The 19312-nt window shown below is 72.5% G+C and carries 14 protein-coding genes; 5 read left to right on the plus strand and 9 right to left on the minus strand.

All coding sequences use genetic code 11. The features are described from left to right. Positions 1-27: 27 nt before the first annotated feature. Entirely contained in the window at positions 28-2412 is a 2385-nt protein-coding gene (gene treY / locus OG787_RS09370) for a malto-oligosyltrehalose synthase (RefSeq protein ID WP_405534885.1), read from the plus strand. A 345-nt stretch (positions 2413-2757) separates the two neighbouring features. Beyond that, positions 2758-4017, plus strand: a complete 1260-nt coding sequence (locus OG787_RS09375) for a M14 family zinc carboxypeptidase (protein WP_369037629.1) — start codon at positions 2758-2760, stop codon at positions 4015-4017. Between the two features lie 194 nt (positions 4018-4211). Here the strand turns inward: OG787_RS09375 and OG787_RS09380 are convergent, their stop codons facing one another. The 3 genes from OG787_RS09380 to OG787_RS09390 all read right to left on the minus strand — a co-directional run bounded on the left by OG787_RS09380 (position 4212) and on the right by OG787_RS09390 (position 6710). After that, complete coding sequence (locus tag OG787_RS09380; RefSeq protein WP_405534886.1) at positions 4212-4670, minus strand: SSI family serine proteinase inhibitor; 459 nt, start codon at positions 4668-4670, stop codon at positions 4212-4214. After that, positions 4667-5992, minus strand: a complete 1326-nt coding sequence (locus tag OG787_RS09385; RefSeq protein WP_405534887.1) for a M14 family zinc carboxypeptidase — start codon at positions 5990-5992, stop codon at positions 4667-4669. Before OG787_RS09385 ends, OG787_RS09380 begins: the two co-directional genes overlap by 4 nt. A gap of 166 nt (positions 5993-6158) precedes the next feature. Then, the gene (locus OG787_RS09390; RefSeq protein WP_235474138.1) at positions 6159-6710 is read right to left on the minus strand and encodes a DUF1707 and FHA domain-containing protein; all 552 of its coding nucleotides are present in this window, start codon (positions 6708-6710) and stop codon (positions 6159-6161) included. A 181-nt stretch (positions 6711-6891) separates the two neighbouring features. Between OG787_RS09390 and treZ the strand changes: the two genes are divergently transcribed. Next, positions 6892-8637, plus strand: coding sequence for a malto-oligosyltrehalose trehalohydrolase (gene treZ, locus OG787_RS09395; protein WP_369037627.1), 1746 nt, complete (start codon positions 6892-6894; stop codon positions 8635-8637). An 11-nt stretch (positions 8638-8648) separates the two neighbouring features. Here the strand turns inward: treZ and OG787_RS09400 are convergent, their stop codons facing one another. Together OG787_RS09400 and OG787_RS09405 are read right to left on the minus strand one after the other, a co-directional pair. Further along, positions 8649-9596 carry an aminoglycoside phosphotransferase family protein gene (locus OG787_RS09400; protein ID WP_405534888.1) on the minus strand — a complete coding sequence of 316 codons (948 nt, stop codon included), beginning with the start codon at positions 9594-9596 and terminating at the stop codon, positions 8649-8651. A 60-nt stretch (positions 9597-9656) separates the two neighbouring features. Continuing rightward, entirely contained in the window at positions 9657-10784 is a 1128-nt protein-coding gene (locus OG787_RS09405; RefSeq protein WP_369037625.1) for an aminopeptidase P family protein, read from the minus strand. 213 nt (positions 10785-10997) lie between these two features. On the opposite strand from OG787_RS09405, the gene OG787_RS09410 reads away from it, so the two are divergent. Next, complete coding sequence (locus tag OG787_RS09410; RefSeq protein ID WP_369037624.1) at positions 10998-11753, plus strand: metallophosphoesterase; 756 nt, start codon at positions 10998-11000, stop codon at positions 11751-11753. Between the two features lie 58 nt (positions 11754-11811). Here OG787_RS09410 and OG787_RS09415 read toward each other — a convergent pair whose 3' ends face one another. Beyond that, positions 11812-12486, minus strand: a complete 675-nt coding sequence (locus tag OG787_RS09415; protein ID WP_405534889.1) for a PDZ domain-containing protein — start codon at positions 12484-12486, stop codon at positions 11812-11814. 112 nt (positions 12487-12598) lie between these two features. Next, positions 12599-14470, minus strand: coding sequence for an O-aminophenol oxidase PhsA (phsA, locus tag OG787_RS09420; protein WP_369034694.1), 1872 nt, complete (start codon positions 14468-14470; stop codon positions 12599-12601). Positions 14471-14641: 171 nt separating this feature from the next. Between phsA and OG787_RS09425 the strand changes: the two genes are divergently transcribed. After that, positions 14642-16177, plus strand: a complete 1536-nt coding sequence (locus OG787_RS09425; protein WP_405534890.1) for a hypothetical protein — start codon at positions 14642-14644, stop codon at positions 16175-16177. Between the two features lie 39 nt (positions 16178-16216). Here OG787_RS09425 and cyc2 read toward each other — a convergent pair whose 3' ends face one another. Continuing rightward, the gene (cyc2, locus tag OG787_RS09430) at positions 16217-18373 is read right to left on the minus strand and encodes a germacradienol/geosmin synthase Cyc2 (RefSeq protein ID WP_405534891.1); all 2157 of its coding nucleotides are present in this window, start codon (positions 18371-18373) and stop codon (positions 16217-16219) included. Between the two features lie 147 nt (positions 18374-18520). After that, entirely contained in the window at positions 18521-19285 is a 765-nt protein-coding gene (locus OG787_RS09435) for an ABC transporter ATP-binding protein (protein WP_405534892.1), read from the minus strand. Positions 19286-19312: the final 27 nt, after the last annotated feature.

Below are 19312 nucleotides of genomic sequence, written 5' to 3' on the forward strand. Positions count from 1 at the left end.
GGCCTCGGGGCGGGTACGTAGGTTCCCATGACACCTGAGCGCCCTGACCCGGTCGTGCCCACGGCCACCTACCGGCTGCAACTCCAGCCCGCGTTCCCGTTCGGTGCCGCGGCGGCCGCCGTGCCCTACCTGGCCTCGCTCGGCGTCTCGCATCTGCATCTGTCGCCGTTCCTGGAGGCCGTCCCGGGTTCGACGCACGGCTACGACATCGTGGACCCCGCGCGCGTGCGCGGTGAACTCGGCGGCGAGGATGGCCTGCGCGCACTGGCGCGCACCGCGCGGGAGCACGGTCTCGGGCTGGTCGCCGACATCGTGCCCAACCACATGGCCATGTCCCCGCGCCACAACCGCCCCCTGTGGGAGGTGCTCCGGGAGGGACCCGATTCGCCGTACGCGCGGTGGTTCGACATCGACTGGGAGGCACAGGACGGCCGGATGCTGCTGCCGGTGCTCGGGGCGCCGCTCGGCGCGGAGCGGGACCAGCTGAAGGTCGGGCACTGGGAGGACGCGCACCTCGGGTACGACGGTCCTGTCCTGCGCTACTACGACCATGTCCTCCCCCTGCGCGAGGGCACCGAGGAGCTGCCGCTGCCGCAGCTCCTCGACGCCCAGTGGTACCGCCCGGTGTGGTGGCGGCTGGCCCGCACCGAACTCAACTACCGGCGCTTCTTCAGCATCTCGGAGCTGATCGGGGTGCGGGTCGAGGACCCCGGGGTGTTCGCGGCGACCCACGGGAAGCTGCTGGAGCTGCTCGACGACGGAGTGGTGGAGGGGCTGCGGGTCGACCATCCGGACGGTCTCGCGGACCCGGGCGGGTATCTGCGGCGGCTGCACGAGGCGAGCGGGGGCCGCTGGACGGTGGTCGAGAAGATCCTGGCCGACGGGGAGCGGCTGCCGGCGGGCTGGCCGGTCGCGGGGACCACCGGGTACGACGCCCTGCGGCACGTGGACGGCCTGTTCACGGACCCGGCCGGGGTGGGTGAACTCCTCGGCCAGTACCGGCGGTTCGCGGCCCCTCAGGCCGACCGGGGCGGGCACTGGGAGACGACGGTCCGGCGGGCCGCGTACAAGGTGGTGACGCACGAGCTGGCCACCGAGGTGGACCGGCTGACCCGCGTGGCGAACCGTATCTGCGCCACGTCCCCGGATCTCGCCCTGCGCGACCGCGCGCCCTGGGCCCTGCGCACCGCGCTGCGCGAACTGCTGGTCCGCCTGGAGGTCTACCGCCCCTACACCCCCGGGGACGCGGCCTCCCTGGTCACCGAGGAGGCCGCCGAGGAGGCCCGGCGGGCGTTCGCCGTCCCGGAGGAGGGCGGGGCGGTGGACGTCGTACGGAATCTGCTGCTCGGTCGGTACGGGGACGGGCCCGACCACGTCGAGTTCCGGAACCGGTTCGCGCAGACGGCGTCGGCGCTGCGGGCCAAGTCCGTGGAGGACACGGCGTTCTACCGCTATGTGCCGCTGCTGTCGGCGACCGAGGTCGGCGGCGGTCCGGGCAGTCCCGCGGTGTCCCCGGAGGACTTCCACGCCTACTGCGCGCGCGTGCAGCGCGACTGGCCGGCCACGGGGACGGTGCTGTCGACGCACGACACGAAGCGCAGCGCCGACGTACGCGCGGCGCTGGCCGTCCTGACCGAGTGCCCGCAGCGCTGGGCCGACGTCCTGGCGGAGGTCACGCGCACCGGCGAGGGCGTGCCCGACGCCCAGTTGGCGTGGGCGGCCTGGCAGACGGCCTTCGGGCTGGGCCCGGCGGCCCCTGAGAGGCTCCAGGGCGCCCTGCTGAAGCACGTCCGGGAGGCGGGCCTGCACACCGCCTGGACGGAGCAGGAACCGGCGTACGAGGAGGCTGTGGCGGCCTTCGTGGCGACGGGCCCGTGCGGGGCGCCCGGTGAGGTCGTGGCCGCGCTGCGGAGCGCCCTGGAGCCGTATGTCCGGGCGAACGTCCTGGGGGCGGCCCTGGTCCATCTGACGATGCCGGGGGTGCCGGACCTCTATCAAGGCACGGAGAGCGAGTACCGGGCGCTGGTCGATCCCGACAACCGCCGCCCTGCCCGATTCCCTCCGGAGGACCCCGGCGAGAAGGCCGAGTTGACGGCTGCCGCGCTGCGACTGCGCGCGCGGCGGCCTGCGGTGTTCGGCGACACGGCGACGTACACGCCGCTCGTCGCGGAGGGCCCGGCGGCGGCGCACTGTGCGTCGTTCGCGCGCTCCGGGGAGGTGGTCACAGCGGTCACCCGGCTGTCCCTGCGGCTGGCGGACACGGGCGGCTGGCAGGACACGCGGCTGCCGTTGCCGCCGGGCCGGTGGACCGATCTGCTGGCTCCGGAGGGGGAGTTCACGGGGCACGCGCGCGTGGAGGAGCTTTTCTCGCGGCTGCCGGTGGCGCTGCTGGAGCGTGTCGGCGAGGAGTGACAGCGGGGGCGCGGGCTCGTTGCGCGCGCTCCTTTTAGCGCCCTGGCGCCCGGCTCACGGCGGCGCGCACTCCCGGAGCGCGTAGTGCGTGACCGGCGCATGGTGGTGAGCGGCGTCGCTCCCTCGGCGCCCCGTCGATTGCACGCGTACACGCTCCCGGCGGGGCCCACGCGTGCCGTTCCGCACGGCGGATGTCCCCGTCGGCCGTTCCCTCGGCCGCACTCCCCCTCACCACCGGCGGTGAGTACTCCTTGGCGCCCCCTGGAGCCGCCCCCGTCGCCTCCTTGACAGTCCTCGGACGCCATGGGGTACTGCGGATTGCGACGCAGGGTGGACCAGACGGGGGTGAGTCTCCTGCCGGAGCTGCGCTACCCCAGTGTGAACGAACTCGTCTCGTCCGCCCGGGCGCTGGCGGCTCACCGGCCCGGCCTGTGCGCCCTCAGGCAGGTGGGCTCCTCCCGCGCGGGACGGCCCCTGCACCTGCTGTCCGTGGGCCACGCACGGCGCGCCGTGCTCGTCGTCGCGGGCGCCCACGCCAACGAACCCACGGGCGGCTCCACACTCCTCGCCCTCGCCGAACGGGCCCTGTACGACCACGAGCTGCGGACGGCGACCTCCTGGCACTTCCTGCTGTGCGCGGACCCGGACGGCGCCAGCCTGCACGTCACCCCGGCGCCGCGCAGCCTGCTCGACTACCACCTCGGCTTCTACCGGCCCGCCGGGGCCGAGCAGCCGGAGTGGTCGCCCTCCGTACTGCCGCCCGACCGGCTGCCGCCCGAGACCCGCGCCCTGATCCGGGTCATCGACGAGTTGCGGCCCTACCTCCAGGTCACCCTGCACGGCACCGACGTCGGCGGCAGCTGGGTGCAGCTGACGAGGGACGTCCCCGGGCTCGCCGAGCCGTTCGCCAAGTCGGCGGCGCAGCTGCACATCCCGGTGGAGACGGGCGCCTCGGACGCGGCGGGCTGGCCCGCGTCGGGGCCCGGTGTGCATGTGATGCCGCCGCCGGGCTCGGACGCGGCGTACCCGAGCATGCCGGACGACGCCCGGCACAGCACCTGGTACCACGCCCACCGGTACGGCGGTCTGACCGCGGTCGTCGAGGTGCCGATGTGGGCGAGCGACCTGGTGGACGACCCGGCCCCGCACCCCGCGCCCGCGGCGGCGTTACGGCGGCTCGCGGGCCGGCTGCTGCGGGACGGGCTGGAGGTCGAACGGGTCCTCGCGGACGCGCTGCCCCGGCTCAAGGGCGCCGAGGGGCCGCTGCTGCGGGCCGCCCAGTGGGCGCTGGAGCTGGTGCCGGGGCTGGCCGCCGACTGGACGCACACACCGCCCGCCGACACGACGATGGCGTACGTCGGCAGCGTGGACGCGTTCGGCCGCCGGCTGCCGCTGCGGGCCGCCGCGATGCTGCTGCGGGTCCTGCGGGAGACCGACGACCGCGCGGCACCGCGCCTCGAACACCTGGTCACGGTCTGGAGCGAGGCCTTCATGGACCGCTTCCGCGCGCGCTGGGTGCCCCTGGAGCACCAGGTCGAGCACCAGGCCCGCACGGTGGTGGCGGCGGCGCGGCACGCGCGCGAGGGGGCCGCCCGGAGGAGCTAGGCGCTCCGCCGGATGTGCCGTGCCGGGTTGTCTTTCGACTGCGGCGCCGTCGCGGCTGGTCGCGCAGTTCCCCGCGCCCCTTGGCGGCGTCGCCGGACCGCAGTCGACTTCACCGGGTCCGCTTGGAGGAGCCAGGAGAAACCGTTCGCCTCTCTCCCTGCCGTTCGCCCGGCCGGGGCGCCCCCGATGGGCACCTACAGGGCGAACACGGCCCCGGTCCGCGCGCCCAGTTCACAGCCGTTGGAGAAGGTCCTGTCGTACTCCCGCGGGTGGCCGTTCCACTCCCCGTGCGCGTGGACGGTGACCGGGGAGTAGAGCATCGGGCAGATGACCTTCTTCGGCGGGATGCCGCCGATGTCGCCGTCCGCGGCGGCGAGGTCCGCACAGGCCCTGGCCGCCTGCGCGTGCCCCTGGGGCGGGTCGCACAGCACCAGCGTGCCGCGGGTGTCGCCGGAACCCGACTCGCCCCGGGTGACGGTGACGTAGAGCCAGTTGTCGCCGGCGCTCCCCGGGGAGACTGCCTGGGCGGGGGCCGAGCCCGCGACGAGGAGACCGACGGCCAGCAGGGCACCGCGTACCGCTCGCACGGTCCTGACGGTCCCGTCGGTCCGGACGGGGCTGATCGTGTTGCCGGCGTTGATCGTGTGGGTCATTCCCTGTGCATCGGCACCGCGGACTCCGTGCCCCAGCCCGAGTCACCCGAACGGGAGCCCACGCGCGCGTGGCGACCCGCCAGTTCGAACGCGGCGAGCACCACCCGCGACTGGTACTCCACCTGACGGGCGACCGGTATCCAGCGCGCCCCGCAGCCGTCGCGGTAGTCGGCGCACCACTCGTCGATCAGCCGGTCGAGCGCGCACCGGACGTCGGCGGCCCCCGGACCGGCGGCGCCCGCCAGCTGGTGCAGCAGCCCCGCCGTGCGCAGGGCCAGCTTCCGCCCGGCGATGCGGAGGGTCGCCAGGTGGGCGGTGCTGAGCGGGGGCAGGGGGCGTGCGGTGCCGCCGTCCGTGTCGGGGTCCCAGGTGTCGGCGAGGCCGGGGCAGACCAGGAGGTAGTCGTCCACGGGGGCAAGGAGACGGTCCGCGTCCGGCACACGCGCGAGGTGGGGTCTCAGGCGTCCGAGGGCCAGCTCCAGATACCGCGTGTCGTGCCGCAGCGTGTGGCTGATGGTGCGCAGCACGGCGTCGGCGTCGGCGGGCGGGCTGTCGTCCTCCACGGCGGCGACGCCCCACATGGGCGACTCGACGATCGCGGTCACGGTGCCGTGCCGGTGCGGATGGAACCAGGTCGACTCAACGGCGGCCTCGGTGATGGCGGCGGCCAGGTCGCCGCGCCTCGGCGGCGGTATCCGGTGCACGGCGGGTCCCAGGCGGGGCCAGTACAGGGTGTCGAACGAGCCGAGTTCGCGCGGTATGCCGAGCCGGGCCGCGGTCTGCGCGACGCGCTGCGGGAGGCCGGGCAGGTCGCGGGTGAGTTCCACGAAGGCGCCGCCGACGTCGACGCCGTGCAGCGAGCACTGGAAGAACGGCCGCAGTTCGTCCTGGACGGCGAGGAGTGCGCGGGTCTCCGGCAGGGCGGCGCCGGCCGCGCCGTCGGGCAGCCATTCGGGCTGTTCCAGGAAGCCGGGCCGGAAGAAGTTCCGGAAGTAGTGCCCGAGCGTGTACGGGCCCCCGAGCCAGCCCTCGTTGCGGCGCGAGCCGTCGGGGTCGAGGCACAGCAGCAGGTTCCAGGTGGCGTCCGCGCGGAGGGCCGGTCCGGGGTCGGCGAGGGCCCGCTCGGCCAGCCGGAGGGCGGTCGCGCCGCCCACGGGCTCGTTGGCGTGCGGTCCGGCGACGACGAGGGCCTGGCGGTCGCCGTGCCCCACGGAGAGCAGCCACAGGGGCGTACCGCCGCGTGAGGTGCCTACCGTGCGCAGCCGGGCGTCGGCGGGATGCCGGGCGACGAGTGCGGCGGCCCGGTCGGCCAGCTCGTCCACGGACGGGTAGCGGAGGAGCGGCGACAGGGCACACCTCCACAAGCGGGGCCGTCGATTCACCTGGTGTACATGGTGCACGCACAGTCAGTCACGACTCCGGGGGTACGTCAACACCGCGGCAGGCAAAGTGAACTGCTCCCACGGGGACGGTCCCGCGGGGATGGTGTCACTCGGCGGCGAGCCTGAACGCCATGTGCCCGAAGCCGATCTGGTCGCCGTCCCGGACGACGGCCGCGCCGATCACACGTCGGCCGTTCACCGTGGTGCCGTTGGTCGAGCCGAGGTCGCGCAGCACCCACAGGCCGCCCTGGTGCCGGAGTTCGGCGTGGACGCGCGAGACCGTCTCGTGGGTGAGCCGCAGACCGTTGGCGGGGTCGCGCCCTATGCGCAACGGGTGGCCGCTGCCGGGATGGGGCAGCAGCAGCTTGGGGAGCCGCTCGGACTGCCAGGCCCTGCGCAGCCGTACCGTGAAGCCGGAGACCGCCTCGACCGTCCCGAACACCAGGCGGGACAAGCGGCTCTCGGTGGGCAGATCCGCGGTGAGGACGGCCAGTTCGTCGGACCGGCGGGCGATGAGGGCGAGTTCCATCCGGCGGATGAACGTGTCGTGGGAGAGCCGGCCCAGGGCGACCCCGTCCCGCAGCACCTTCAGCGCCCGGTCGCGCTCCGCGTCGGAGAGACGAGCCGGATACGTGTGGAACTCGAAGGACGACGTCACGTTCGTGATTGTCGGGCAGCGCGCGCGGGGTGTCCAGAAAACGCGGAAACGGTGGCCCGTCGGTCAGGCCCGACGACACCCGGGGCAAACGTGAAGATTCAAGCGCGGAGCGGGGGTGTTTGAAGCACGATGGGACGGGCTACCTCCCGGGCACCACCCGGCAGACGAAGGGGAACCGTCCGTGCACTTCGAGGTGTGGGCACCGCAGGCCAGTCGTGTGACGCTCCAGTGCGACTCGGGCACGCGCGCGTTGGAGCGCGATCCGGAGCGCGCGGGCTGGTGGTCCGGCGAGGCGGAGGCCCGGGACGGGTCGCGTTACGGCTTCGCCGTGGACGACGGCCCCGTACGGCCCGACCCGCGCTCGCGCCGCCAGCCGGACGGCCCGGACGGGTTGAGCGCCGTCGTCGACCACGGGCTCCACACCTGGCGCACCGAGTGGGCGGGCCGGGCGCTGCCGGGCGCGGTCCTGTACGAGCTGCACGTGGGCACGTACACGCCCGAGGGCACGCTGGACGCGGCGGCCGGGCGGCTCGGCCACCTGGTGGAACTGGGCGTCACGCACGTCGAGTTGATGCCGCTGTGCCCGTTCCCGGGTCGGCACGGCTGGGGGTACGAGGGGGTCTCGCTGTGGGCGGTGCACGAGCCGTACGGCGGTCCCGAGGCGCTGAAGCGATTTGTCGACGAGGCGCACGCGCTCGGTCTCGGTGTGGTCCTGGACGTCGTGCACAACCACTTGGGCCCGTCCGGCAACTATCTGCCCGCCTTCGGCCCGTACTTCACGGACACGCATCAGACGCCGTGGGGTTCCGCCGTGAACCTGGACGCGCCCGGGTCGGACGAGGTGCGCGCGTATCTGCTGGGCAGTGCGCTGGCCTGGCTGCGCGACTACCGGATCGACGGGCTGCGGCTGGACGCGGTGCACGCGCTGCGGGACACACGCGCGTGCCACTTCCTGGAAGAGCTGTCGACGGCCGTGGACGCCCTCGCCGCCGAGCTGGGCCGGCCGCTGTCCCTGATCGCCGAGTCCGACCTCAACGACCCGCGGCTGGTCACCCCGCGCGCGGGCGGCGGTCTCGGACTGCACGCCCAATGGAGCGACGACTTCCACCACGCCCTGCACACGGCGCTGACCGGTGAGTCGCAGGGCTACTACGAGGACTTCGCGCGGGCCCCGTTCGCGGCGCTCGCCAAGACGCTCACGGGCGGCTACTTCCACGACGGCACGTACTCGACCTTCCGGGGCCGGCTGCACGGCCGCCCGCTCGACCGCACCCGGGTCGCCGCACACCGGCTGCTCGGCTTCACCCAGACCCACGACCAGATCGGCAACCGCGCCCAGGGGGACCGCCTTTCGGCCTCCCTCTCCCCCGGTCTGCTGGCCTGCGGGGCCGCGCTGATGCTCACCGGGCCGTTCACGCCGATGCTGTTCATGGGCGAGGAGTGGGCGGCGGGCACTCCGTGGCAGTTCTTCACCGACCACACGGACGCGGACCTCGCGGAGGCCGTACGGCGGGGCAGGCGGCGGGAGTTCACGGCGCACGGCTGGGCCGAGGAGGACGTTCCGGACCCGCAGGACCCGGCGACCCGCGACCGCTCCTGCCTCGACTGGTCCGAGCCCGGACGTGAGCCCCACGCGCGCGTGCTGTCCTGGTACCGCGAGCTGATCGCCCTGCGCCACGCCCAGCCCGACCTCACGGACCCCGATCTGTCGGACATCAAGGTCGCGTACGACGAGGAGGCCCGCTGGCTCGCGTTCCGGCGCGGGGACGTACGCGTGGTGGCGAACCTCGCCAAGACGTCGGCGGCGATCCCGCTGGGGCCGCGACGGGCAACGGTGCTGGCCGCCTGGGAACCGGTCGAACTGCCGGGCGCGGACGGACTGCTGCACGTCCCCGGGGAGTCCTGCGTGGTGCTGGAGCAAGGGTGAGTGCAGGGGGCTTATTCTTCCTCGTCCTGCTCCCGCAGTTCCGTCACCCGTTCCAGCAGGATCGCCTCCCACGCGCGCCGCAGCTGCACCCGCAGCAGCGGTCGCGGGGCGGCGTCGCGGCCGGTGAGGCTCTCGGCGAGCCGGACGACCGTGTCGCAGCGGGCGAGCCACAGGCCGCGCAGACAGGGGCGGGCCGCGTAACCGGCGAGGGTGGCGGCGCGTACGGCGGCGGGCGAGCCGACCGCGAGGGCGAGCCCGGCGATGTCCTCGGCGGGGTCGCCGACGACCGCGTCGGTCCAGTCGAGGACACCGCGCACCCGCCCGTCGGCGCTCACCACGAGGTGCTCGCCCCGGAGATCGTGGTGGACGAGGACCGCCGTTCCGGCCTGTGCGGCGAGCTGCGTGGCGGCGGCCGGGGTCAGCTGGTGGAGCCGTGCGGCGTCGAACTCGTCGGCCGCGGCGAGGCGTTCGGCCGCGCGCTCTGCGGCCCGGCGCAGGGCCTCCAGGGAGCGTGGCGCGACCCGTGGCACCCCGAGCGTCTCGGCCTGCCGTGCGGGCACCTCGCGCAGGCCCGTGAGCAGCGCGGCCAGGTCGGCCTCGCCGACGGCGGAGACGTCGTGCTCCTCGGCCGAGCCGCCGGGCACCCTGGTGTCCAGCGTGTAGGCCAGTCCGGCGGCCCACTCGCCGTGCGCCACACCGACGGGGACGGCGACGCCGAGGTGCGGGCGTACGAGGTCGCGCAGGCGCAGTTCGCGGCGCAGCCGGGCGGACGCGTCCCGGTCGGGGGCCAGGCGCAGGACGTGCCGGGCGCCGACCCACCAGGTGGCCGCCTCGCCGCCCGCGCCGACGGGCCGGACCTCGGGCCCCGGCGTGGCGGACGTGCCGAGGACGCTGTCCGCGAGCAGGGAGCGGACCAGTCGGCGGACCGTGTCCGCGGTGGGTGTCGGTGCCTGTGTCATGGTCGCGCCATTGTCGTCCGGAGGGGTGCTGGCGGGGCGGAACTCCTGATGAGGGGGCGGTCAGTCCACGACGACCAGCTCGCGCGTCGTGTTGTTGAGGCGTCGGCCGCCGTCCTCGGTCACCGTGACGATGTCCTCGATGCGTACACCGAACCGGCCCGGCAGGTAGATGCCGGGTTCCACGGAGAAGCACATGCCGGGGACGAGCGGCCGTTCCTCGCCCTCGATCATGTACGGCGGTTCGTGCGTGGTGACGCCGATGCCGTGGCCGGTGCGGTGGATGAAGTACTCGCCGTACCCCGCCTCGGTGATGACCGCGCGGGCCGCCCGGTCGACGTCCTGGCAGGCGGCGCCGGGCCGTACGGCGCGGAAGCCCGCCTCCTGGGCCTCGCGCACGATGTCGTGGACCCTGCGCTGCTCGGCGTCCGGTTCGCCGACGTGGACCGTGCGGGAGGTGTCGGAGCCGTAGCCGTGCAGGAGGCCGCCGAAGTCGAGGACGACCATGTCGCCCCGCTCGATGACGCGGTCGCCTGCCTCGTGGTGCGGGTTGGCGCCGTTGGGGCCGGAGGCGACGATCGTGAAGTCGACCTCGGAGTGCCCGAACCGCCGCAGCAGATCGGCGAGATCGCCCGCGACGTCCCTCTCGCGGCGGCCCCCGAAGGGAACCTTCCGGATCTCCTCGTACGTTGCGTCAGCAGCCGCTCCCGCGGCTGCCAGGCGTGCCAGTTCCGCCGCGTCCTTCACGGCGCGCAGCATCGGCAGTCCCTCGGTGAGGGAGACGTACGAGGTGCCGGGCAGCGCCTTCTGGAGTGCCAGCAGGTGCAGTGCCCAGGCGTTGTCGCTGACCCCGAAGCGACCTGCCGCGTCGAGGAGGGGTGCGGTGGCCGCGTACGGGTCCTTGCCGTCGGTCCAGTCACGCAGGGTCAGGGCGGGTGCGCCCGCCGCGTGGGCCGCGTCCGGGGCCTCCAGGGCGGGGACGACGAGGACCGGGTCCTGTCCGGCGGCCAGGACCAGCAACGTGAGGCGTTCGGTGACCGCGGTGGGCGCGTAGCCGGTGAGCCAGACGAGGTCGGGCCCTGGGGCCACCAGGAGCCCGGCGAGCCCCGCGTCCTCGGCCGCCCGTGCGGCGCGCCGCATCCGGGCCCGGTAGTCGTCGGCGGTGAAGGGCGCGGGGCTGCTGCCGGTCATCCGGGCCTCCGTGGAAGGGCGAGGGGCTACGGGCAGCATCCTGCCCGGATGCGCGGGGCGGCGCGAGCCGGTTTGCAGCTCTCACCACCCGTCTCGCGCCCATCTCCCGCCCGCTCGCTTCCATTTCGGCCCGCCCGACTAACGGATAGGAGTTGAGCAACCATTAGATCTAATGCTTAGATCTACCTGAACCATTAAGGGAGGCGGAAGTCCATGCTCGTACTGGCCCACATCAGCGATCTGCACCTCGACGGAACCGCGCGGTCCATCGCGCGCGCCGAACAGGTGCGCGACCGGCTGTGGGAGCTGCCGGGGCATGTGGACGCCCTGCTGGTGACCGGGGACATCGCGGACCACGGCACGGAGGCCGAGTACGAGGAGGCCGCGCGCATCCTCGGGCTGCGCACCGGCGACGCGCCCTTCCCCGTGCTCACCTGCCCGGGCAACCACGACAGCCGCGCGCCCTACCGCAAGGCACTGCTCGGCCTGCCCGCCGCCGAGGGGCCGGTGAACAGCGCGCACGTCTTCGACGACGCCGCCGTCCTGATGTGCGACTCCAGCGTGCCGGGCCGCGACGAAGGCGCCCTGGACGACGAGACGTACGACTGGATCGACGCGACGCTCGACGAACTGGACGAGGGCGTCCCGGCGCTGCTCGCCTTCCACCACCCGCCCGTCGCCCTGCACCACCCCCTGCCGGACTCCTACCAGCTGGGCCGGCCCGACCGGCTGGCGGCCCTGATGGAGCGCAGGCCGCAGATCGCCGGGCTCATCACCGGTCACGCGCACACCCCGGCCGCCACGGCCTTCGCGGGCCGGCCGCTGGTCGTCGGCCCGGGGGTGACGTGGACCCTCCGGCTGCCCTGGGAGGGCGAGGAGGTCGCGGACCGGGACGCGCCGGTCGGCCTCGCCTTTCATGTACTGGCCGACGACGGGCGGCTGACCAGCCACTTCAGGGTGGTTGTCTGACGGCGGGGTCAGGTGGCGGACACGCTGGGGTGACCGAGCCGTCAACTGACGGATGCGGTCAGGTGACGACTCCCGGGATCGCCACCAACTGCTGGTAGCCACCGCTGCGGTGACGGACCGTGAGGGTGATCTCCGTACCGGGGCGGGCACGGGCGACCACCCGGGCGAGGTCGGCCGCCGAGTCGACCCTGGCCCCGCCGAAGGTCAGGAGTACGTCGCCCCGGACCAGGCCCGCGGTGTAGCCCGGGCCCGGGATGTGGACGCCGACGACCAGGGCGCCCACTTTCTCGGCGTCCACGGCCTCGACACCGAGCGTCGCGGTCACGGCCGACGCAGAGGAGGCCGGGCTCGCGCCTCCCGAGGGCTGCCGGGAAGGGCCCGACCCGGATCCCGGCCCGGACCGGGACTCGGCCCCAGGCCCTGACTCGGCGGGCGCGCCACTTCGCGCGCCCGCCGAGTCGGTGCCCTGCCCCTGTTGCCCTGCCTGCCCGTCCTGTCCCGCCTGACGCTGTAGGTCCGCGAGCTTGCTCATGCCGATCACCGTGGCACCGAGCGTGCCGAGCCCGATGCCCGCGAGGACCAGGACGGTCCCGACGAACAGGCCGAACAGCAGGGTCGTCAGCCGTCGGCCGCGCCGGGGCGCGGCATGCGGGCGCCGGGCCGGACGGGTTGTGGTGCCGCCGGCCGGTTCCTGACCGGGCATGGGCTTGGGACGCAGTGCGGTCTGTTCCATGGATCGCCTCCGGCAGGTGCTCTACCCTGCGCACCGGCGCACAACGAGCCACGAACGAGTGAGACTGACACAGGGTCAGAAATGGGCAGCCATAGGCGTCCGCCCGGACCCCTCAGGCCGTGTGACCGTCGTGGCCGCCGTGTCCCGCCCCGTGGTCGAACTCGAGCACCTCCTTGGGCATCACCACGAAGGGCCGCATCATGCCCATGTCCTCGTGTTCGAGGAGGTGGCAGTGGTACATGAACCGGCCGTACGCACCGTCGAACTTCCCCATGACGCGCAGGATCTGGTTCCCGGGGACCCGGAAGACGTCCTTGTAGCCGCGCTCGTTGGGCGCCAGCGGTATCTGTGTGGCCGCGTCGAAGGCGATCGGACTCCGGGTGCCGCCGACCGCCGGGTCGAAGCCCGAGACGTTGTAGGCGTCCCGGCCGAGGAGCTGGAAGTCGGCCAGGTGGATGTGCATCGGGTGGACGATCGGAGCGAGGTTGAGGAAGCTCCACTGTTCGTGGCTGCCCTCGGCGATGGTGAAAGCGAGGCCGTCGTTGAACGTCCGTGCCGTACGCCGGTACGTCTTGGTCGTTCCGTCCTGGCCGGTCACCTGGATGACGCCCTCGGCGGGGAACTGGATGCCGGTCGGGTCGGCGACCTCGGCCATCTCCCAGATCTCCGGATGTCCGCCGCCTCCCTTGGTGGCGGGCGGGGTGAGGACGATCAGCCGGTGCCCGTGCTCGATGTCGTGCGTGAGGCGACGGAAGGAGCCGGAGAGCACCTCGGGCAGTTCGAAGCCGTCGTTGACGCACTCCTCGCGCACCCGGAACTCCATGACCTCCGGGTAGCGCACGTCGCTCGCCGGGTCGGGCACGCCCGGCGCCTGGACGCGGCCCTTGTTGACCAGGCGCAGCTTCCGGCCGGCGAGCCCCCTGAAGTCGACGAGCAGGTCGAAACGCTCGGCCGGTGCGGCGGTCAGGGTGGGCAGCGCTCCGTCGAAGTCGACGGGGACCGGGCGCGGCAGCAGTCCGCCGTCGCTGCCGATCTGGTGGACGACGCCCGGGACCGGGTTGTCGTCCTCGTCGACCAGGACGAGGTTGTAGATACGCGCGTTGGACGCGTTGACCAGCCGGAAGCGGTACCAGGCGGCGTCCACGTCGGCGTACGGCCAGATGCGGCCGTTGACCGTGGTGTACGGACCGGTGAACGGGATGGAGACCGGCTTGCCCGTCTCCGGGTTCTCCTGCTGGACGACGACGGTCTTGTGCAGCAGACGTCCGTTGAGACGGCCGTCCTCGTCCGTGTCCAGGTTCCGGTCGGCGAGCAGCAGTGGTATCTCCCGCTCCCCGCAGGGGAGACGGAGGGCGTCCTCCTCGTCGTCACGGACGAGGTAGGTGCCGTAGAGGCCCGCCAGCACGTTCCACCGGGTGATGTTCATGGCGTGGTCGTGGTACCACCACTGGACCGCCTGGTGGTCGTTCGGATACTCGGAGAGCTGGGCGTCGCCGAAACCCACGGCGTTGTCCGCCCAGCCGTCGTTGCCGCCGCCCGTCTGGGCGCCGTGCAGATGGGTCACCGACCAGGCGGGCAGGGCCGCAACGTCCTTGTCGGGCTCGACGCCCTCGCGGCCCGGTTCGGTGGTCGCGGGCGGGGTCCCCGGTGCGCGGACCGGGACCTCCACGGCGGTGACCGGGTATTCGCCGTCCGCGGGAATGCGGTTGGTCCAGGCGATCCGGACGCGCTGCCCGCGGCGCACCTCGATGGTCGGGCCGGGCACCTGTCCCTCGTACCCCCACATCAGGGTCGGCGGCAGCTGCGGGTGCAGGCGCACCCAGGCCGGGCGCAGGGCGATCTCGGTCTCCTTCAGCACGTCCTCGGACGCGGGCCGCAGGACCGGCGGGACGGGCAGCGGCGCCATGTACGGAGTCAACTCCCCCGGCGCGGGCGCCTGTTCTCCCGAAATGCTTTCCGTGGGCCTCTCAATGATGTCGGTCAAGGTCGAACACCCCCGTGTTCTGGTGGTCAGTCATTCCACTCCACTCACCCCATAAGACTCTTCGCGAATTGCCGAAGTTCCCTGAATATGACGTTCCGTACGAGAAAGTTGGGAAATTGGTAGTGGACGGCGATATTCCCGTTGTCAGTGGGGACTGTTACGTTCTGCGGCATGACCGATCACGCCCTGCGGCTGCTGCGACAGAGCCGTTCCGCCGCCGAACTCGCCGCGTTCCCCTTCGACTTCGACCTCGACCGCGCCGACCACGGGGAGGAGGTCCGCCTCGCCTCGGGCGGAGAGCTGACCCCGGTGGCCGGCGACGGCACGGGAGGCACGTTCTTCGTGTGCGCGGACGGGTCCGTGCTGTACGCCGACTCGGAGGGCTCGGCCGGGATCATCGGCTCCAGTGTCGACGAGGCGCTGGAGACAGTGATCGGTCTGCCCGGCTGGCACGACTACCTGGACCTGTCGCCCGCCGACGGTACGGAGAAGATCCTCGCGCGCGTAGCGGAGACGGAGCAGGAGATGCGCGAGGACTTCGACATCGATGCCGAACGCGCCGAACTGCGCGGCGCCCTGGGCCTGCCCGAGCGCTCCCCCGTGGAGCTGATCGGCCTGCTGCACAAGGCACTGCTGCGCACCGAGCCCGACTTCCTGCTGCTCAACGCGGAGGAGGGCGGGGCGTACGAGCGGCTCGGCCGGCATCCGCGCCCGCCCCTGTGGGAGCCGGTGCTCGCCCGTGGCCGGGCCGACCTGGCCGAACTGCGGTCCGGTGACGGCCCCGCAGCGTGGGACGCGGTGGCCCGGGATCCGCTGCGCCGCCGACTCGCCCTGCGGGCCGCGCAGTTCGACCGCGCGGACGGCGATCTGGGCCTGTTGCGGCATCTGGTGCGGTGCGAGGCGGAGTCGTCGATGACGGACGAACTGCGCCTCGGAGCCGTCCTCGTGGGCCTGCACGGACTGGCCGGGGATCTGCCGCTGCTGCACGAGGTCCGGGACACGGACTTCGACACCGCGTGCGGTCTGAGCGAGCTGCCCGGGTCCGGAGCCCCGGGCGCCGAACTGCGGCAGTGGGCGCTGGACATGGACGCCTCGATGTTCGGCACGGACCCGTCGGACGAGCCGCTGTTCACCTGGACGGAGCTGGCCCGCGCCCAGGGCATGACCGAACTGGCCCGGGTCGCGCTGATCCGTCTGCTGGACGAGATCGATCTGGGCCTGTATCAGCATCGAATCGGGCGGCCCGGCGGGACACCGGAGGCTCTGGACACCTCCCCGCTGCGTGGCCTGAGCCGGGAGTTCCAGGAACTGGGCGACCGGTTCCAGGCATTGCGCGCCCAGCGGCTGTTCGCCGGCCTTCAGGACACGGCCTGGGCCCGAGTGTCGGCCCGGCTGGACCAGGCCCGCCTGGAACGGGAGCTGGGGCAACTGCCGCAGGCCACGGCCACGTTGGAGAGCCTGCGTGCCATCCTCACGGACCCCCGGGACACGTCCCTGCGGCTCTGGCACGGGGTGAACCTCGGCCGCTACATCGCCGAGGAGCACTACGCCCTCACCCGCGCGCTGGCCGACGCGGACCTCCCTGAGGAGGCCCGCGCCCTGCTGGCCTCCGCGGACGCGATACTCGGCGAGCTCTCGGGGAACGCCGCCACGGGCGTACGAGAACTCGCCGAGGAGACGGCGGAACGGGTGCGCGACCTCGGCTGACGGAGGACGGGCGCGGATGTACCGGCGGGCGGGGAGCCGTCAGCCGACCGCCAGTACCGAGCTGCTGCGGTCCGGCAGGAAACCGTGCGACCTGCGGGCCAGGTAGTCCGACTTGTAGCGGGGTACCTGCTGGTGCCAGTGCAGGATGCCGGACAGCCAGTTCCGCAGCTCGTCCACATAGCCGTCCATGATCGCGCGTGCCTCGTCGGTGAGCTTGAAGTCCTCGTACAGGACCGGGAATTCATGCGCGGCGACATGCTCGAACTGCTGCATGCGCTGGGTCATCAGATCGTGGATGACGCCGAGCGCGGTCGGGTAGTCGCAGTCGAAGAAGTTCTGGACGACGAGGATGCCGTTGTGGATCTCGCCCTCGTACTGGATCTCCTTCTGGTACGAGAAGACGTCGTTGATGAGCATCGCGTAGTCGGAGGCCGCCTTCTCCAGCGACTGGACGGGGCCGCTGCGGTAGACCTCCGGCGGGACCGTCCGGCCGTGGCCGATGCGGCACAGGCTCATGGTGAGGTCCGAGCCGAAGGTGGCGCGGCGCATCTCCAGGTAGTCGATGGGGTCGGGGATGCGGTTCTGGCTCATGTTGGACAGTTCCCACACCCAGCTCTCGGTCATGACGTCCACCGCGGCACGGAACGTGCGCCGCTGGTCCGGGGTCATCTCGACCGTCGTACGCCGCCACAGGTCGATGAGCCCGCGTTCCATGCCGTTGACCGGGACGGGGAACGCGTCGCCCTCGATGGGCATACAGGCGGAGAGCCGCTCGGTGCACAGGCGGGCCGCGGCCAGGTCGCGGCGGTGGCCGAAGACGAGGGGGTAGTAGTCGTCCCCGTAGGTGCCCCAGGACAGCCATGCGGAGCTGAGGTCGAGGGCGTCGGCCGTCGCGTCCGGATGGATGCCGGCCGCGCACAGGGGCAGGTCGGCGGCGGCGAGTTTGTCCTCGTCCCAGACGCCCTCCTGGAGCATGCCCATGCTGTGCATCCAGTCGGTCAGGCGGTACCGGGCGCCGTCCAGGTGCGGGCTGAGGGTGAGGCCGAACGGCATGTAGAAATCCGGCAGTCGGGACGGGCCGACCTTCTGATAGGGCACGTGCGTGTAGGCACGCAGGCGCTCGGCGCCGGCCGAGGCCAGCAGTGCGCCGATGTTGGTCGCGGACGTGCCGAAAGCGCCGACCCCGAACGGCCGCGACTCCTCCAGGGCCCCCTCGTTCATGTACCGGCTGGAGCGCAGATGCCACTCGTGGCCCCCGGACTGCCAGTCCTGCAACCCGCGCGTGTACGCGGCCACCGCGGCGACCTGGTCCGGGGCGAGGCCCTTCTCCAGGGCCAGGCCGGGCACTTCGGTGAGCGCGGTGTGCTCGAACTGGTGGAGGCGTGAGGTGAGGATGTCGTTGACGGTGTCGGCGGCCTCCTGGGTCGTGCATCCGAAGAAGGTCTCCAGGACGAGTACGCCGTTGCTCAGTTCGCCCTCGTCCTCGACCTCCCGCTGGTAGGAGAACAGGTCGTTGCGCAGATGGACGCCGTCCGAGAAGGTCTCCATCAACACCCTGAGCGGCCTCGACCCCGCGACGGACGCGGGCACTTCGGCGGTCGCGTACTCCACGAGCCCCGCCGACCAGGGCGCACCGCCGACCTTGCGGCGCATCTCGATGTACTCGACGGGGTTGGCGATCCGGCCCTCGTTGATGTTGGACAGTTCCCACATCGATTCGTTCAGCAGATGCTCGGTGGCGACGGAGAACCGCCTGCGCCAGTCCACGGACATCGACGGAACGGTGCGTGCCCACAGGTCGGCGAGGCCCGCCTCCACCGGATTCTGCGGCTCCGGTACGGGAGTCGAGAGGTCGAGCGGCATGAAAAGGGGCAGCCGGTCCAGATAGGCCTTGCCGCCGTCCCGGTCCTGGCTGCGCTTGAAGACCTCCAGGAAGTGGTCGTCGAAGAAGAAGACCCACACGTACCAGTCGGTGATGAGAGAGAGGTCGGGCCCGTCGCAGTCGGGGTGTGTGTACGCGCACAGCAACCCGTAGTCGTGCGCGTCGAGATCGGACTGCTCCCAGACGCCTGAGCCCTCCAGCATTCCCATCTCCCGCGCCCAGACGGTCGAATGGGCACGCGCCTCGTCGAGATGCGGATTCAGGCGCGCGGGATACGGCATGTAGAAGTGCGGGAGTACGAACGGCTGTGTCATGGGCGGGGCCTTACCCCTGCCCCGGACGTGCCATCCACGGAGCGGGACATGATCACACCATCGCGTGAATCAGGACCGATTCCGGGATTCCGGACGAGCGCTGTGAGTTCACTCGACATGCGAGCACTACGAGATGTCCTGCGACTGCTACGAGACCTCACCCGCCCCCGAGCGCACCGCCCTTCCGACCTGCGCCCTCAGCGCCACGAACTCGGGCAGCCCCCGCGTCCCGATCTGGTCGCGCGGGCCGGGGAGTCCGACCGGGAGGTCGAGGAGAACCCGGGAGCCGGGGCCCGGCGACAGGACGACGACGCGGTCGCCGACGTACACGCTTTCGTCGATGTCGTGCGTGACGAAGACGATGGTCGCGCCGTCCGTGCGGTGCACCTCGAGGAGCAGGTCTTCGAGGTCCTCCCGCGTCTGGGCGTCCAAGGAGCCGAAGGGCTCGTCCATGAGGAGCAGGGAAGGACGGCAGACGAGGGCTCGGGCGATGGCGACGCGCTGCTGCATACCGCCGGACAGCTGCCAGGGGTGGCGGCGGGCGGCACCGGCCAGACCCACGCGCTCCAGGATCCGTTCCGCCTCACCGCGTCGTTCGGCCCGGCCGAGACCACGGCGGCGCAGCGGCAGCGCGACGTTCTCGCGCACGGTGAGCCAGGGGAACAGGGAGCGCCCGTAGTCCTGGAAGACGACGGCGAGCCGGTCGGGCACTCCGGAGACGGGCGTGTCGTCGACGGTGACCGTGCCCTCGTGGGCGGGCAGCAGTCCGGCGATGGTGCGCAGCAGCGTGGACTTGCCGCAGCCGGACGGGCCGACGACGCACAGGAGTTGGCCGTCGGGCACGGTGAGGCTGATGTCCCGCAGGACGCTGTGGTCGCCGTAGTGCCGGCTGAGGGAATCGAGGGTGAGCATCCGGATCGGTCACCTGTCCTGAGGGGC

Origin of the sequence: Streptomyces sp. NBC_00075 (genome assembly GCF_045041225.1) — a bacterium.
GTDB classification, from domain to species: Bacteria; Actinomycetota; Actinomycetes; order Streptomycetales; family Streptomycetaceae; genus Streptomyces; species Streptomyces adonidis.